This window comes from Pseudomonas sp. I2, from assembly GCF_040984075.1.
Lineage (GTDB): Bacteria > Pseudomonadota > Gammaproteobacteria > Pseudomonadales > Pseudomonadaceae > Aquipseudomonas > Aquipseudomonas guariconensis_B.
Window position 1 is genome coordinate 77,755 of sequence record NZ_JBCGFQ010000025.1, and the last position, 13,918, is coordinate 91,672.

A 13,918-nucleotide genomic window follows, 5' to 3' on the forward strand; every position below is an offset into this window, starting at 1 on the left:
GAAAAGGCCTCTGGCCAACCACTGCTGCGGAGGCTCCGATGACGCACCTGCGTGACCTGAAGATTTCCACCCTCGACCTGGTACCGGTGCGCGCCGATACAGGCCCGGCGCAGTCGCTGCGCAACGCCCTGGACCTGGCACGCCATGTCGAGCGCTTCGGCTACCACCGCTTCTGGGTCGCCGAGCACCACAACATGGACGGCATCGCCAGTTCCGCCACCGCCGTGCTGATCGGCTACCTGGCCAACGGCACCTCGACCATCCGCCTCGGGGCCGGCGGCGTGATGCTGCCCAACCACGCACCCCTGGTGATCGCCGAACAATTCGGCACCCTGGCCAGCCTGTACCCGGGGCGTATCGACCTGGGCCTGGGGCGTGCGCCAGGCGCCGACCAGATGACTGCCCGCGCCCTGCGCCGCGAGCGCTCCGGCAGCGCCGACGACTTCCCCGACGACGTGGAAGAGCTGGTGCGCTACCTGGGCCCGCGCACCCCGGAGCAGAAGGTCATCGCCGTGCCCGGCCACGGCACCGAGGTGCCCATCTGGCTGCTCGGCTCCAGCCTGTTCAGCGCCCAGTTGGCCGGCATGCGCGGCTTGCCCTACGCCTTCGCCTCGCACTTCGCGCCGCGCTACCTGCACGAGGCGATCCGCATCTACCGCGATCACTTCCGGCCCTCGGCCGTGCTGGACAAGCCCTACGTGATGCTCGGCGTGCCCATGGTGGTGGCCGAAACCGACGAAAAGGCCGAATACCTGGCCACCTCGGTGTACCAACGCATCCTCGCGCTGATTCGCGGGCAGAGCCTGATGCAGCGCCCACCAGTGCCGAGCATGGACGGCCTGTGGCTGCCCCACGAACGCGACGCGGTGGGCAGTTTCCTGGGCCTGGCGATGATCGGCAGCCCACAGAAAGTGCGGGCCAAGGTGGAGGTGTTGCTGGAACAGACCGGAGCGGATGAGCTGATCTTCACCTGCGACCTGTTCGAGCATGCGGACCGGGTACGGTCATATGAGCTGATGGCGCAGGCGCTGAAAGCCGAGTGAGGGTAGGGGCAAGCCCGCTCCCACAGCGGCCTGGGCCGCTCTTGAAATCGGCGCCAAGCCTGTGGGAGCCGGCGTGCCGGCGATGGGCTGTAAAGCAGCCCTGCTCACTCACGGCGGTAGATGATTTCCTTGGTCCCGCCCTCGCAGCTGCCGATCACCTTGCCACCGCCAGCACCCTTGTCGACGATCTCCAGCACATAGCCGGTGACGCCCTTGGCCTGGAGCTTGGCATCGATCTCGGCCTTGAGTTCTTCGCACGGCTTGCCCACGGCCAGCGCACTGCCGGCCAGTGCCATCAGGCACACCACCCCTAGCAGTCTGTTCATCGATCGCTTTTCCTTGTTCAGACCCACAGCGTAAAGGGCGCCAATTCACGACTGGCACCCTGGAAGACGCTTCACCCATCGCCCCGGGACACGCCATCCCGGCGCTGTTTTCAGCTATTGGCGATGCGGAAGCCCACCTTCAACGTGACCTGGAAATGCGCGGCCTGGTTGTCGCGGATGTGCCCGCGGGTATCGATCACCTCGAACCACTCCAGGTGCTTGATGCTCTTGCCGGCTTCGGCCAGGGCATTGTTGATCGCCTCTTCGATGCTGGTGGTCGAGGAACCGACCAGCTCGATCTTCTTGTAGGTGTGATGATCGGACATGAGCACTCTCCTTGGATGTCTGAGATTGAGCCTAGCAGCGCAGGCCCGGTTTACCTGCGAGCAATCGTCAACGACGAAAGTTCGATCGCACTTTCGCCATGCCGCGCAGTCGCAACCCTTACCACCCCTACCCCAGCGAAGGAGAGTCGACATGGCCCGCAATGCGTTGCGCAAAACATCCCTGGAAAGCATGGAAGCCGAGATCGAAAGCCTGCTCAAGACCCTGGAAAACCTCAAGCACGACGCCTCGGAGGAGTCGCAGAAAAGCATGAAGGCCATCCGCAGCAATGCCGAGAATGCCCTCAAGCATTCGCGCAGCCTGCTCAGCGATGCCTACGAGGAAGTGAAGACCCGCACCCGGCAGACCGGCCTTGCGACCCGCGACTACGCCCAGGAACATCCCTGGACCACCGCCGGGGTCGCCATCGGCGCCCTCGGCCTGCTGGCCGCCTGGCTGATGTGCAAGCGCAACTAGGCGGTTTGCCGCTCCAACTCGTTGCGCAGCCATTGCGCCAACTGCCCGGCGCGCCCGTCCGCGGCGCGCCGGGGCACCCACAGCGCCAGCGCCGCGCGGGAGGGGGAGAAGCCCCAGGGCGCGCTCAAGCGCCCGGCGCGCAGGTCGTCCGCCACCAGCGGCTGTGGCGCGATGGCCACGCCCAGCCCGGCGACTGCAGCTTCCAACAGGTAATACAGGTGCTCGAACGCCTGGCCGAACGTCAACGCGGCAGGCTCCAGCCCTTGCGAGGCGGCCCATGTCGGCCACGCCTGGGGGCGCGAGGTGGTGTGCAGCAAAGGCTCGTCCAGCAAGGCCCTTGCCGGTGCGTGGCGCAACCGTTCGAAGCCGCTGTACAAGGGGCTCAGCACCGGCCCGATGCGCTCCTCGGCCAGTACATGGACGTGCATGTCCGCAGGCCACGGCGGCTCGGCATAGACCAGCAGCGCATCCAGCCCAGGACGGCGCGGGTCGAGGTCGCCTTCGCCTGCCGAGAGGTGCAGGCGCAGTTCCGGCAGGTCTGCCTGGAGCCGTCCGAGCCGTGGGATGAACCAGCGTGCCAGCAGGCTGCCCGAGCAACCGAGGACGAAGGGGGCCTCGCCGACATCGCGGCTGAGTTCCGCGCAGACCCCGCGCAAGCGGTCGAACGCCTCGCCACTGGCATCGCGCAGGCGGATCCCGGCATCTGTGAGTTTGATGCCGCGCCCATCCTTGACGAACAGGGCCACGCCCAGGTGCTCCTCGAGCACCTTGATCTGCCGACTGACAGCCCCGTGGGTGACATGCAGCGCTTCGGCCGCCAGGCTGACGCTGTTCAGCCGGGCAGTCGCCTCGAAGGCTCGCAGGGCATTGAGGGGCGGAAGGTCCTGGCGCATGACGTGTGAGTTTTCCTGACAGGTTGGCGCAATCTTATCGGTTTTCAGCCGGGCATGTCGTGGGTAGAGTAAAGCCCATCAACCACAGATCACGCCCTGGAGCGCCCATGACCCAGACCCAATACCGCGCCGGCCCCGATGCCAACGGCCTGTTCGGCTCGTTCGGCGGCCGCTACGTGGCCGAGACCCTGATGCCGCTGGTGCTGGACCTGGCCCGCGAGTACGAAGCGGCCAAGGCCGACCCCAAGTTCCTCGAAGAGCTGGCCTACTTCCAGCGCGACTACATCGGCCGCCCCAACCCGCTGTACTTCGCCGAGCGCCTGACCGAGCACTGCGGCGGCGCGAAGATCTTCTTCAAGCGCGAAGAACTCAACCACACCGGCGCGCACAAGGTGAACAACTGCATCGGCCAGGTCCTGCTGGCCAAGCGCATGGGCAAGAAGCGCCTGATCGCCGAGACCGGCGCCGGCATGCACGGCGTGGCCACTGCCACCGTGGCCGCGCGCTTCGGCCTGCCCTGCGTGATCTACATGGGCGCCACCGACATCGAGCGCCAGCAGGCCAACGTGTTCCGCATGAAGCTTCTGGGCGCCGAGATCGTCCCGGTCACCGCCGGCACCGGCACCCTCAAGGACGCCATGAACGAGGCCCTGCGCGACTGGGTCACCAACGTCGAGGACACCTTCTACCTGATCGGCACCGTGGCCGGCCCGCACCCGTACCCGGCGATGGTCCGCGACTTCCAGTCGATCATCGGCAAGGAAACCCGTGCCCAGTTGCAAGAGAAGGAAGGCCGCCTGCCCGACAGCCTGATCGCCTGCGTCGGCGGCGGCTCCAACGCCATGGGCCTGTTCCATGACTTCCTCGACGATGCCAGCGTGCAGATCATCGGCGTCGAGGCCGGTGGCCACGGCGTGCATACCGACAAGCATGCCGCCAGCCTCAACGGCGGCGTCCCGGGCGTGCTGCACGGCAACCGCACCTACCTGCTGCAGGACGAGGACGGCCAGATCACCGACGCCCACTCGATCTCCGCCGGCCTGGACTACCCCGGCATCGGCCCGGAGCACGCCTACCTGCACGAAGTGAAGCGCGTCGAGTACGTCAGCATCACCGACGACGAAGCCCTCGACGCCTTCCATGCCACCTGCCGCCTGGAAGGCATCATCCCGGCCCTGGAGAGCTCCCATGCCCTGGCCGAGGCGATCAAGCGCGCACCGAACCTGCCCAAGGACCACCTGATGGTCGTGTGCCTGTCGGGCCGCGGCGACAAGGACATGCAAACCGTGATGAACCACATGGCCGCCCAGGAGAAACAGGCATGAGCCGTCTTGAACAACGCTTCGCCGAGCTGAAGGCCGAGGGCCGCTCCGCGCTGGTCACCTTCATCACCGCTGGCGACCCGGGCTACGACGCCTCCCTGGCGATCCTCAAGGGCCTGCCAGAAGCCGGTGCCGACGTGATCGAACTGGGCATGCCGTTCACCGACCCGATGGCCGACGGCGTGGCCATCCAGCTCGCCACCCTGCGCGCCCTGGAAGCCGGCCAGACCCTGGCGAAAACCTTGCAGATGGTCCGCGAGTTCCGCACAGGCAACCAGGCCACGCCGATCGTGCTGATGGGCTACTACAACCCGATCCACCGCTTTGGCGTGGAGAAGTTCGTGGCAGAGGCCAAGGACGCTGGCGTCGATGGCCTGATCATCGTCGACCTGCCGCCCGAGCACGACGCCGAGCTGGCCACCCCGGCCCAGGCCGCGGGCATCGACTTCATCCGCCTGACCACCCCGACCACCGACGACGCCCGCCTGCCGCGCGTGCTGGAGCGCAGCTCCGGCTTCGTCTACTACGTCTCGGTAGCAGGTGTGACGGGTGCAGGTTCGGCGACCACCGAACACGTCAACGAGGCGATCGCCCGCCTGCGCCGCCATACCGACCTGCCGATCAGCGTCGGCTTCGGCATCCGCACGCCGGAGCAGGCCGCAGCCATCGCCAGGTTGTCCGATGGCGTGGTGGTAGGGTCGGCGCTGGTCGACAAGATCGCCCAGGCAAACGATGCCGACCAGGCCGTGAAAGACGTATTGGGCCTGTGCGCCCAACTGGCCGAAGGCGTGCGCTCGGCCCGAACCTGAGCTTCGCGGCCCATCGCCGGCTTGCCGGCGATGGGCTGCAAAGCAGCCCCTGGCCCTCAAGTGAAGATCGACAGATCCAACGGCCGCACCGCCCCCATCCAGATCGCATGGTCCCGGTGATCCGCCAGCTCATCCCCGGTCAGAGGATGCAGGAACACCACCAACCCCCGCCGATGCAGCGCCAGCCAAGGCAGCACCACGCCGATCACCTCCGGCCCGAAGGCCAGTTGGCAGCTCCAGTCCGGGTGCGGCCCGACCGGTTTCTGGTGCATGCGCCCCATGGTCACAGGGAACAGTTGCGACGCTTGCTCACACAGCTCCCGGGCCTGGGCCAGGGTGCTGGCGTCGTAGTACACGTGGGCGTGATACCCCTTGATTCTCTGCACGATAACTCCTGAATAACAACGAACCCGGCCCATGGCGCGCAGTCCAACGATCACCCGACCCGCAAAGGGAGCGATCCGGTGAAGAATGCCGAAACCCCAGTGTTCAAGCTGGCCCTGTTCGGCGCCGAAAGCAGCCTGGGCAGCGCCCTGGCCGTCGAGCTGCTGTCGCGCCAGCACGAAGTCATCGCGGTGGTCGATGACCTCAACCGCCAGGCACCGCGCCCCGGCCTGCACTTCAAGATAGGCGGGCTGGGCAATGCCCACCAGGCCGAGCAGAGCGTCGCCGGCGCTTCGGCGGTGATCGCCCTGGTGTCGGCCCTCGCGCCCGGCGACCTGCCGGCCCAACGGCAGATGACCGAGGCCCTGGTGGCCGGCCTGTCACGCACGACTATACGCCGCCTGCTACTGGTGGGCGATTTCGATGTGCTGGACGAGCCAGCAAAGCATAGCGACGAGCAACGTGAGTGCGTCGACCAGATCGTCGACCTGCTGCAACGCAGCACGCTACGCTGGACGCTGGTCAATGCGCCGGAGGAAGTGCCTGGGCTGGGGATCGAACATTTTCGCCATACCGAGGGCACGCTGGAGCCTGGGCTGGCCGGGCCTTTGCTGCGATTGGCGCGGATCGCGGCGGGGATGGTCGATGCCCTGGAGCTGAACTTGCACCAGGGTGAGCATCTCAACTTCGTCCCCTAGTGCGCTGGGGCCGCTTCGCGCCCCAGGATCGAAACCCACCGCTCAATTATCTGGCTAAAACATAACCCCAGCTAATCCCAGCCATTGCCCACCATGGGCTTTACCCCTGATACCCACGGCTTCATCCTCGTTCGCAAGCGGTTCCCATAACCTTCAACGATGGAAGCCAACCATGAAGCGCCCTAACATCCTGTTCATCATGGCCGACCAGATGGCCGCGCCCATGCTGCCGATCTACAACCCGTCCCCCATCAAGATGCCGCACCTGGTCCGGCTGGCCGAGCGAGCGGTGGTGTTCGACGCCGCCTACTGCAACAGCCCCCTGTGCGCACCCTCGCGCTTCACCCTGGTCAGCGGCCAGTTGCCCAGCCGCATCGGCGCCTACGACAACGCCGCCGACTTTCCGGCCGACATCCCCACCTACGCCCATTACCTGCGCCGCCTCGGCTACCGCACCGCGCTGTCCGGCAAGATGCACTTCTGCGGCCCGGACCAGTTGCACGGCTACGAGGAACGCCTGACCAGCGACATCTACCCGGCCGACTACGGCTGGGCGGTGAACTGGGACGCCCCCGACGAACGCCCGAGCTGGTACCACAACATGTCCTCGGTGCTGCAGGCCGGGCCGTGCGTGCGCACCAACCAGCTGGACTTCGACGAGGAGGTGGTGTTCAAGGCCCGCCAATACCTCTACGACCATGTCCGCGAGAGCGATGGCCGGCCGTTCTGCCTGACCGTCTCCATGACCCACCCCCACGACCCGTACACCATTCCCCGGCACTACTGGGATCTCTACGAGGCTGTGGACATCCCCATGCCCCGCGACACCCTCGCCCAGCACGCGCAAGACCCACATTCGCAACGCCTGCTCAAGGTCTACGACCTGTGGGACAAGCCGCTGCCCGAACACAAGATCCGCGACGCCCGCCGCGCCTACTTCGGCGCCTGCAGCTACATCGACGACAACATCGGCAAGTTGCTGCAAACCCTGGAGGAATGCGACCTGGCCGACGACACCCTGATCGTGTTCTCCGGCGACCACGGCGACATGCTCGGCGAGCGCGGGCTCTGGTACAAGATGCACTGGTTCGAGATGTCGGCGCGGGTGCCGCTGCTGGTCCACGCGCCCAAACGCTTCGCCCCGGCACGAGTCGGCGCCGCGGTGTCCACCTGCGACCTGCTGCCGACCCTGGTGGAGCTGGCCGGCGGCCAGGTCGACGCCAGCCTGCACCTGGACGGCCGCTCGCTGCTCGGCCACCTGCAAGGGCAGGGCGGGCATGACGAGGTGATCGGCGAGTACATGGCCGAAGGCACGGTCGGCCCGCTGTTGATGATCCGCCGCGGCCCGTACAAATTCGTGTACAGCGAGGACGACCCTTGCCTACTCTATGACCTGAGCCGCGACCCGCACGAGCGGGAGAACCTCACCGGCAGCCCGGATCACCAGGCGCTGCTGCAGGCATTTGTCGATGAAGCCCGGCAACGCTGGGACCTTCCCCACCTGCGCCAGCAGGTGCTGGCCAGCCAGCGCCGCCGCCGCCTGGTGGCCGAGGCCCTGGCCATCGGCAAGCTGAAAAGCTGGGACCACCAACCGTTGGTGGACGCCAGCCAACAGTACATGCGCAACCACATCGATCTCGACGACCTCGAGCGCAAGGCACGTTATCCACAGCCCGCACCCCTGGATTGAGTAGAGAGGCCGCCATGAATAGATTCTCCACCGCCGTGATCGCCCTGGCCCTTGGCCTGGGTGCGGTCACAGCCCACGCCGACAGTGACACGCAATGCAGCACCGTGAAGATGGCCGACCCCGGCTGGAGCGACATCGCCTCCACCAACGCCATCGCCCGCCTGCTGCTGGAGAGCCTGGGCTACCAGGTGAAGATCGACAACCTGGCCGTGCCGATCATCTATGGCGGCCTCAAGGATGGCCGGGTGGATGCCTTCCTCGGCAACTGGATGCCGGCGCAACAGGGCTTCCATGACAAGTTCATCGCCAGCGGCGACGTCCAGCGCCTGGCGCGCAACCTCGAAGGCACCGAGTTCACCCTGGCGGTGCCGGACTACGTGTGGAACGCCGGCGTGAAGAACTTCGCCGACTTGCACAAATACGCCGACCGTTTCGACAAGAAGCTCTATGGCATCGGCTCCGGCGCCCCCGCCAACCTGTCGCTCAAGCAGATCATCGACAAGAACGAATTCGACCTCGGCCAGTGGAAGCTGGTGGAGTCCAGCGAACAGGCCATGCTCGCCCAGGTGCAGCGGGCCACGCAGAAGCAGCAGTTCATCACCTTCCTCGGTTGGACGCCGCACCCGATGAACGTGAAGCTGAAGATGCACTACCTGAGCGGCGGGGAGAAATGGTTCGGCGGCAAGGGTGACGTATACACCCTGGTACGCAACGGTTATCCACAGGCGTGCCCGAACGCCGCGAAACTGCTGGGGAACCTGACGTTCACGCTGGACATGGAAAACGCCATCATGGCGCAGGTCGTGGACAAGAAAGTCAGTTTCGACGAGGCGGCCAAAGGCTGGGTCAAGACGCACCCGCAGTTGCTGGAGGGCTGGCTTGCCGGGGTGACCACCAGGCAGGGCGGGGATGCCCTGGCGGCGGTGAAGGCCAAGTTGTGAGCATCGCCTGTTAAGCTGTCGAGGCCGTGCTGCGGCCCTTTCGCGACACAAGGCCGCTCCCACATGCGCGATCCCTGTGGGAGCGGCCTTGTCGAGGGCACAGCCCTCGCCTGCGATCTCGAATGCTGACCGGATACCAGGAACAACGCATGCCCCGCCTCCATCTCCTGCTGCCTTTTCTCACCTGGCTACCACGCCAATCGGGCCGCAGCCTGCGCCAGGACCTGCTGGTCGGTCTGAGCGGCGCCATCCTCGCCCTGCCGCAATCGATCGCCTACGCCCTGATCGCCGGCCTGCCCGCCGAATACGGCCTGTACGCAGCCATCGTACCGGTGCTGGTGGCCTGCCTGTGGGGCTCGTCCTGGCACCTGATCTGCGGGCCGACCGCGGCCATTTCCATCGTCCTCTACGCCAGCATCAGCCCGCTGGCGGTCGCCGGCAGCGACGACTACGTCACCTTGGTACTGCTGTTGACCTTCCTCGGCGGCGTGTTCCAACTGCTGCTCGGCCTGCTGCGCTTCGGCGCGCTGGTCAACTTCGTCTCCCATTCCGTGGTGATCGGCTTCACCCTCGGCGCGGCGGTGGTGATCGCCCTCGGCCAACTGCCGAACCTGCTGGGCATGGACCTGCCAAGCCAGGCCACGGCATTGAAGACGGTGCAGGACCTGGCCAGCCATGCCGGCGAGGTGGATCTGCCCTCCCTGGCACTGGGCCTGCTCACCGTACTGATCGGGATCACCCTCAAGCTCTGGCGCCCACGCTGGCCCAGCCTGTTGATAAGCCTGGTGATCGTCAGCCTGCTGGCCTGGCTGCTGCCCGGCCTCTTCGGCCATGTACCGCGCGTGCCGGCCTTCGTCGGCCAACTGCCGCCGCTGAGCCCCCTGCCGCTGCTGGACCTGGAACTGATCCTGCGCCTGCTGCCCAGCGCCGTGGCGGTGGGCATGCTCGGGCTGGTCACCAGCCTGTCGATCGCCCGCTCCTTGTCGGCGCGCTCCGAGCAGTTGATCGATGCCAACCAGGAGATCCGCGCCCAGGGCCTGTCGAACATGGTCGGCGCATTGTTCTCCGGTTACCTGTCGTCCGGCTCCTTCACCCGCTCGGGGCTGAGCTACGACGCAGGCGCCCGCTCGCCGCTGGCCGGGGTGTTCTCGGCGCTGTGGGTGGCGCTGTTCGCCGTGGCGGGTGCCGGGTTGATCGCCCACCTGCCGATCCCGGCCATGGCCGGCAGCATCCTGCTGATCTGCTGGGGGCTGGTGGATCACCGGGCGATCCGCGCGCTATTTCGCGTCAGCCGCTCGGAGTTCCTGGTGATGGCGCTGACCGCCGCCGCCACGCTGCTGCTGGAGTTGCAGACGGCGATCTATGCCGGGGTGCTGGCCTCGCTGTTCTTCTACCTCAAGCGCACCTCGCGGCCACGGGTACAGCAGAGCCGGGAAGGGGAGGCCGATGTGCTGCGGGTCGGCGGCTCGATCTTCTTCGGCGCCGCGCATTACCTGCAGGTGCGCCTGCAGCGTTGCCAGGGGCCGCACGTGGTGATCGATGCGCGGCAGATCAACTTCATCGACTATTCAGGGGTGGACATGCTGCACCGCGAAGCCAGGCGCCTGACGCGCAACGGCGGCAGCCTGACCTTGCATCGGGCCCGTGCGCAGGTGATCGAGGAGTTGCAGAAGCTGGAAGGGGTGGAGCTGTGTCCGATCCGGTTCGAGGAGTGAAGGTGCCGGGGGCCGCTTTGCGGCCCCACAACACCAGGGCTCACCCCCGCGCCAACTGTCGCCTCAGTTCATCCAGCACCGGCCCGGTATCCGGCCGCACCCCACGCCAGATGAAGAACGCCTCGGCCGCCTGCTCGGCCAGCATCCCCAGCCCATCGAGCACCTTGGCCGCGCCCAGCTTCGTGGCCCACTGGCAGAACGGCGTCGGCTCCTTGCCGTACATCATGTCGTAGCACACCGTGCGCCCTGGCTCGACCAGGCTGTCGGCGATCGGCGGCAACTCGCCGGACAGGCTCGCCGAGGTGGCATTGATGATCAGGTCCACCGGCTCCTGCAGCCAGGCGAAGCCACTGGCGACCACCGGCCCCAGCTCATCGAACTCGCGGGCCAGTTGCTCGGCTTTCTCCACGGTACGGTTGGCGATCACCAGCGACTGCGGCCCATGCGCCAGGATCGGCTCCAATACCCCACGCACCGCCCCACCCGCGCCCAGGACCAGGATGCGCTTGCCAGCCAGCTCCACCCCGGCGTTGACGGTCAGGTCACGCACCAGGCCTGCGCCGTCGGTGTTGTCGCCCTGCAGGGTGCCGTCGTCCAGCTTGCTCAGGGTGTTCACAGCACCAGCGCGCCGGGCACGCGGCGTCAGGCTGTCGCACAGGCGGAAGGCTTCTTCCTTGAATGGCACGGTGACGTTGGCGCCACGGCCCTGCTTGAAGAAACCGCGCGCGCAGTCGCTGAACTCATCCAGCGGTGCCAGCAGGGTGCTGTATTCCAGGTCCTGGCCGGTCTGGTCGGCGAACAGGCGGTGGATCAACGGCGACTTGCTGTGGCCGATGGGGTTGCCGAAAACGACGTACTGGTCCATGGGGGCTCCTTAAGTTTCCACCGGCTTACTGGCTGAGCCAGTCGCGGTCCTGCAGGAAGTACTCGGTCAGGCGCGCTTCCTCGCTGCCCGGCTCGGGCTTCCAGTCGTAGCCCCAGCGCACCTGCGGCGGCAGCGACATCAGGATCGACTCGGTACGCCCGCCCGACTGCAGCCCGAACAGCGTGCCACGGTCGTAGACCAGGTTGAATTCCACGTAGCGCCCACGGCGGTACTCCTGGAATTCACGCTGCTGGGCCGTGTAGGGCGTGGCCTTGCGGCGCTGGACGATGGGCAGGTAGGCGTCGATGTAGGCATCGCCGATGGCGCGGATGAAGGCGAAGCAGGTGTCGAAGTCCCACTCGTTCAGGTCATCGAAGAACAGCCCGCCGATGCCACGCGGCTCGCCACGGTGCTTGAGGTGGAAATAGCGGTCGCACCAGGCCTTGTAGCGCGGGTAGACATCGGCGCCGAAGGGCGCACAGGCCTGCTCGGCGACCCGGTGCCAGTGGATGCAGTCTTCCTCATTGCCGTAGTAGGGGGTCAGGTCGAAGCCGCCGCCGAACCACCAGACCGGCTCCTCGCCTTCCTTCTCGGCGATGAAGAAACGCACATTGGCGTGGGAGGTGGGCACGTGCGGGTTGTGCGGGTGGATCACCAGCGACACGCCCAGCGCCTCGAAGCCACGGCCCGCCAGCTCCGGACGGTGGGCACTGGCCGACGGCGGCAGGCCGGCACCGAACACGTGGGAGAAGTTCACGCCACCTTTCTCGATCACCTTGCCCTCGCCGATCACCCGCGTGCGGCCACCGCCACCGGCTTCGCGCACCCAGGCATCCTCGACGAAGCGGGCGCCGCCGTCTTCGTTCTCGAGGGCAGAGCAGATGCGGTCTTGCAGGTCGAGCAGGTAGGCTTTCACGGCCTCGGTGCGGCTGGTCATCGGGTCACCTGGAAGGAGCGGAGAAGAAATTCGCCGGCTAGCATACCACCGGCGGCCGCCACGCCGCAGTTGACGGCGATCAAGCAAAGGCGTCCGATAGAGGGCCTGTCCCAATCCCGACAACAGGAGTGCGAGATGGCCAAGCGTATCCAGTTCAGCCAGCATGGCGGCCCAGAGGTGTTGCAGTGGGTCGAGTTCGATCCGGCCCCACCCGGCCCGCAGCAGGTTCGCGTGCGTAACCATGCGGTCGGCCTGAACTTCATCGACACCTACTTTCGCAGTGGGCTGTACGCACCGCCCGCACTGCCTTCGGGCCTGGGCACCGAGGCGGCCGGCGTGGTCGAGGCGGTGGGCGAGGGGGTGACCCGCCTGCAGGTCGGCGACCGTGTGGCCTACGCCGGCGGGCCGCTGGGCGCCTACAGCGAGGTGCACACCTTGCCGGAGGCCAACCTGGTCAAGTTGCCAGAGGCGATCAGCTTCGAACAGGCCGCGGCGGTGATGCTCAAGGGCCTGACCGTGCAGTACCTGCTCAAGCAGACCTACGCCGTGCAGCATGGCGACATCATTCTGTTCCATGCCGCCGCCGGCGGGGTCGGCTCCCTGGCCTGCCAGTGGGCCAAGGCCCTGGGCGCCAAGCTGATCGGCACCGTGAGCTCGGCTGAAAAGGCCGAACGCGCCAAGGCGCTGGGTGCGTGGGAAACCATCGACTACAGCCGCGAGGACGTGGCGCAGCGGGTGCTGGAACTGACCGACGGCAAAAAGTGCCCGGTGGTCTACGACGGCGTGGGCGCCGACACCTGGCTGACCTCGCTCGACTGCCTGCGCCCGCGCGGGTTGATGGTGAGCTTCGGCAATGCCTCCGGCGCGGTGACCGGCGTGAACCTCGGCATCCTGGCGCAGAAGGGCTCGCTGTACGTCACCCGGCCGACCCTGGCGTCCTATGCCAACAATGCCGAGAACACCCAACTGATGGCCGATGACCTGTTCGGCATGATCACCAGCGGCAAGCTGGTGGTGGATATCCAGCAACGGTACCCGCTGAGCGAGGCGGCCAAGGCACAAGCGCAATTGTCGGCGCGCCGGACGGTGGGTTCGACGGTCCTGCTGCCCTGAACCCGGGGCCGCGCTGCGGCCCATTCGCGGGCAAGCCCGCTCCCACAGGGTTCTGAGTCGATCACCAACGATGTGATTTGCAGGGCCATGTGGGAGCGGGCTTGCCCGCGAATGGGCTAGACCTGATGAGGCTCTGCCTGCCTTGCTTCAGGCTCCCTGCTGCCCCGTTGGCGCAGACTCGATGTCATCCAGCATGGCCTCCACCAATCCCTCGGCCATCTCGATCGCATGCAAGCTCGACCAGTACATGCCTCGACCTGATTCACCCAGGTGGTCAAGCGCCTTGTAGCCGGTTTCGTAGGCACAGCGCAGGTAAAGCGCTACGTGGACCAGGGCATCGTGGGCGCAGATGTCGGGGTTTACGGTGAAGAGGGGTGGGTG

The 13,918-nt window shown here is 66.6% G+C and carries 16 protein-coding genes; 9 read left to right on the forward strand and 7 right to left on the reverse strand.

The features are described 5' to 3' along the window. Positions 1-38 precede the first annotated feature (38 nt). The gene (locus tag WCE05_RS14730; protein WP_368816105.1) at positions 39-1,043 is read left to right on the forward strand and encodes an LLM class flavin-dependent oxidoreductase; all 1,005 of its coding nucleotides are present in this window, start codon (positions 39-41) and stop codon (positions 1,041-1,043) included. Between the two features lie 104 nt (positions 1,044-1,147). Here the strand turns inward: WCE05_RS14730 and WCE05_RS14735 are convergent, their stop codons facing one another. Then, the gene (locus WCE05_RS14735; RefSeq protein ID WP_225789957.1) at positions 1,148-1,369 is read right to left on the reverse strand and encodes a DUF1161 domain-containing protein; all 222 of its coding nucleotides are present in this window, start codon (positions 1,367-1,369) and stop codon (positions 1,148-1,150) included. A gap of 110 nt (positions 1,370-1,479) precedes the next feature. Beyond that, positions 1,480-1,695: a dodecin gene (locus WCE05_RS14740; protein WP_225789956.1), complete on the reverse strand. Its 216-nt coding sequence runs from the start codon at positions 1,693-1,695 to the stop codon at positions 1,480-1,482. A gap of 151 nt (positions 1,696-1,846) precedes the next feature. On the opposite strand from WCE05_RS14740, the gene WCE05_RS14745 reads away from it, so the two are divergent. Then, a complete protein-coding gene (locus WCE05_RS14745; protein ID WP_225789955.1) occupies positions 1,847-2,170 on the forward strand; it encodes a YqjD family protein in 324 nt (107 codons plus the stop codon). Here the strand turns inward: WCE05_RS14745 and WCE05_RS14750 are convergent. Continuing rightward, positions 2,167-3,063 carry a LysR family transcriptional regulator gene (locus WCE05_RS14750; protein ID WP_368816106.1) on the reverse strand — a complete coding sequence of 299 codons (897 nt, stop codon included), beginning with the start codon at positions 3,061-3,063 and terminating at the stop codon, positions 2,167-2,169. The two genes, WCE05_RS14745 and WCE05_RS14750, sit on opposite strands and share 4 nt — an antisense overlap. A gap of 107 nt (positions 3,064-3,170) precedes the next feature. On the opposite strand from WCE05_RS14750, the gene trpB reads away from it, so the two are divergent. After that, positions 3,171-4,388, forward strand: a complete 1,218-nt coding sequence (gene trpB, locus WCE05_RS14755; RefSeq protein WP_225789953.1) for a tryptophan synthase subunit beta — start codon at positions 3,171-3,173, stop codon at positions 4,386-4,388. Continuing rightward, positions 4,385-5,194, forward strand: coding sequence for a tryptophan synthase subunit alpha (gene trpA, locus WCE05_RS14760; RefSeq protein ID WP_225789952.1), 810 nt, complete (start codon positions 4,385-4,387; stop codon positions 5,192-5,194). The genes trpB and trpA overlap by 4 nt, the downstream gene beginning before the upstream one ends. Before the next feature lie 56 nt (positions 5,195-5,250). On the opposite strand, the gene WCE05_RS14765 is transcribed toward trpA, so the two are convergent. Next, positions 5,251-5,580: a DOPA 4,5-dioxygenase family protein gene (locus WCE05_RS14765; protein ID WP_253102768.1), complete on the reverse strand. Its 330-nt coding sequence runs from the start codon at positions 5,578-5,580 to the stop codon at positions 5,251-5,253. Positions 5,581-5,658: 78 nt separating this feature from the next. Between WCE05_RS14765 and WCE05_RS14770 the strand changes: the two genes are divergently transcribed. The 4 genes from WCE05_RS14770 (at position 5,659) to WCE05_RS14785 (ending at position 10,622) form a co-directional block, all read left to right on the forward strand. Further along, a complete protein-coding gene (locus WCE05_RS14770) occupies positions 5,659-6,276 on the forward strand; it encodes an NAD(P)H-binding protein (RefSeq protein WP_253102769.1) in 618 nt (205 codons plus the stop codon). A 172-nt stretch (positions 6,277-6,448) separates the two neighbouring features. Next, complete coding sequence (gene betC, locus WCE05_RS14775; RefSeq protein WP_225789949.1) at positions 6,449-7,966, forward strand: choline-sulfatase; 1,518 nt, start codon at positions 6,449-6,451, stop codon at positions 7,964-7,966. Positions 7,967-7,980: 14 nt separating this feature from the next. Further along, the gene (gene choX / locus WCE05_RS14780; RefSeq protein ID WP_225789948.1) at positions 7,981-8,907 is read left to right on the forward strand and encodes a choline ABC transporter substrate-binding protein; all 927 of its coding nucleotides are present in this window, start codon (positions 7,981-7,983) and stop codon (positions 8,905-8,907) included. A 149-nt stretch (positions 8,908-9,056) separates the two neighbouring features. Beyond that, positions 9,057-10,622: a SulP family inorganic anion transporter gene (locus WCE05_RS14785; RefSeq protein WP_253080750.1), complete on the forward strand. Its 1,566-nt coding sequence runs from the start codon at positions 9,057-9,059 to the stop codon at positions 10,620-10,622. Positions 10,623-10,662: 40 nt separating this feature from the next. Here WCE05_RS14785 and aroE read toward each other — a convergent pair whose 3' ends face one another. Next, positions 10,663-11,487, reverse strand: coding sequence for a shikimate dehydrogenase (aroE, locus tag WCE05_RS14790; RefSeq protein WP_225789946.1), 825 nt, complete (start codon positions 11,485-11,487; stop codon positions 10,663-10,665). Positions 11,488-11,512: 25 nt separating this feature from the next. Continuing rightward, positions 11,513-12,424 carry an oxygen-dependent coproporphyrinogen oxidase gene (hemF, locus tag WCE05_RS14795; protein ID WP_225789945.1) on the reverse strand — a complete coding sequence of 304 codons (912 nt, stop codon included), beginning with the start codon at positions 12,422-12,424 and terminating at the stop codon, positions 11,513-11,515. Between the two features lie 135 nt (positions 12,425-12,559). Here hemF and WCE05_RS14800 point away from each other — a divergent pair, with 135 nt between their 5' ends. Further along, a complete protein-coding gene (locus WCE05_RS14800) occupies positions 12,560-13,537 on the forward strand; it encodes an NADPH:quinone reductase (RefSeq protein WP_225789944.1) in 978 nt (325 codons plus the stop codon). Between the two features lie 147 nt (positions 13,538-13,684). Here WCE05_RS14800 and WCE05_RS14805 read toward each other — a convergent pair. After that, positions 13,685-13,918: hypothetical protein (locus WCE05_RS14805; RefSeq protein WP_368816107.1), on the reverse strand; the 234-nt coding region annotated here is incomplete at its 5' end.

Excerpts from the sequence above, each read along its gene's own strand:
- WCE05_RS14750 (WP_368816106.1), bottom strand. The coding sequence starts at position 3,063 with ATGCGCCAGGACCTTCCGCCCCTCAATGCCCTGCGAGCCTTCGAGGCG.
- betC (WP_225789949.1), top strand. The coding sequence starts at position 6,449 with ATGAAGCGCCCTAACATCCTGTTCATCATGGCCGACCAGATGGCCGCG.
- aroE (WP_225789946.1), bottom strand. The coding sequence starts at position 11,487 with ATGGACCAGTACGTCGTTTTCGGCAACCCCATCGGCCACAGCAAGTCG.
- WCE05_RS14745 (WP_225789955.1), top strand. The coding sequence starts at position 1,847 with ATGGCCCGCAATGCGTTGCGCAAAACATCCCTGGAAAGCATGGAAGCC.
- WCE05_RS14730 (WP_368816105.1), top strand. The coding sequence starts at position 39 with ATGACGCACCTGCGTGACCTGAAGATTTCCACCCTCGACCTGGTACCG.
- WCE05_RS14800 (WP_225789944.1), top strand. The coding sequence starts at position 12,560 with ATGGCCAAGCGTATCCAGTTCAGCCAGCATGGCGGCCCAGAGGTGTTG.
- WCE05_RS14785 (WP_253080750.1), top strand. The coding sequence starts at position 9,057 with ATGCCCCGCCTCCATCTCCTGCTGCCTTTTCTCACCTGGCTACCACGC.
- trpB (WP_225789953.1), top strand. The coding sequence starts at position 3,171 with ATGACCCAGACCCAATACCGCGCCGGCCCCGATGCCAACGGCCTGTTC.
- WCE05_RS14735 (WP_225789957.1), bottom strand. The coding sequence starts at position 1,369 with ATGAACAGACTGCTAGGGGTGGTGTGCCTGATGGCACTGGCCGGCAGT.
- trpA (WP_225789952.1), top strand. The coding sequence starts at position 4,385 with ATGAGCCGTCTTGAACAACGCTTCGCCGAGCTGAAGGCCGAGGGCCGC.
- choX (WP_225789948.1), top strand. The coding sequence starts at position 7,981 with ATGAATAGATTCTCCACCGCCGTGATCGCCCTGGCCCTTGGCCTGGGT.
- WCE05_RS14740 (WP_225789956.1), bottom strand. The coding sequence starts at position 1,695 with ATGTCCGATCATCACACCTACAAGAAGATCGAGCTGGTCGGTTCCTCG.
- hemF (WP_225789945.1), bottom strand. The coding sequence starts at position 12,424 with ATGACCAGCCGCACCGAGGCCGTGAAAGCCTACCTGCTCGACCTGCAA.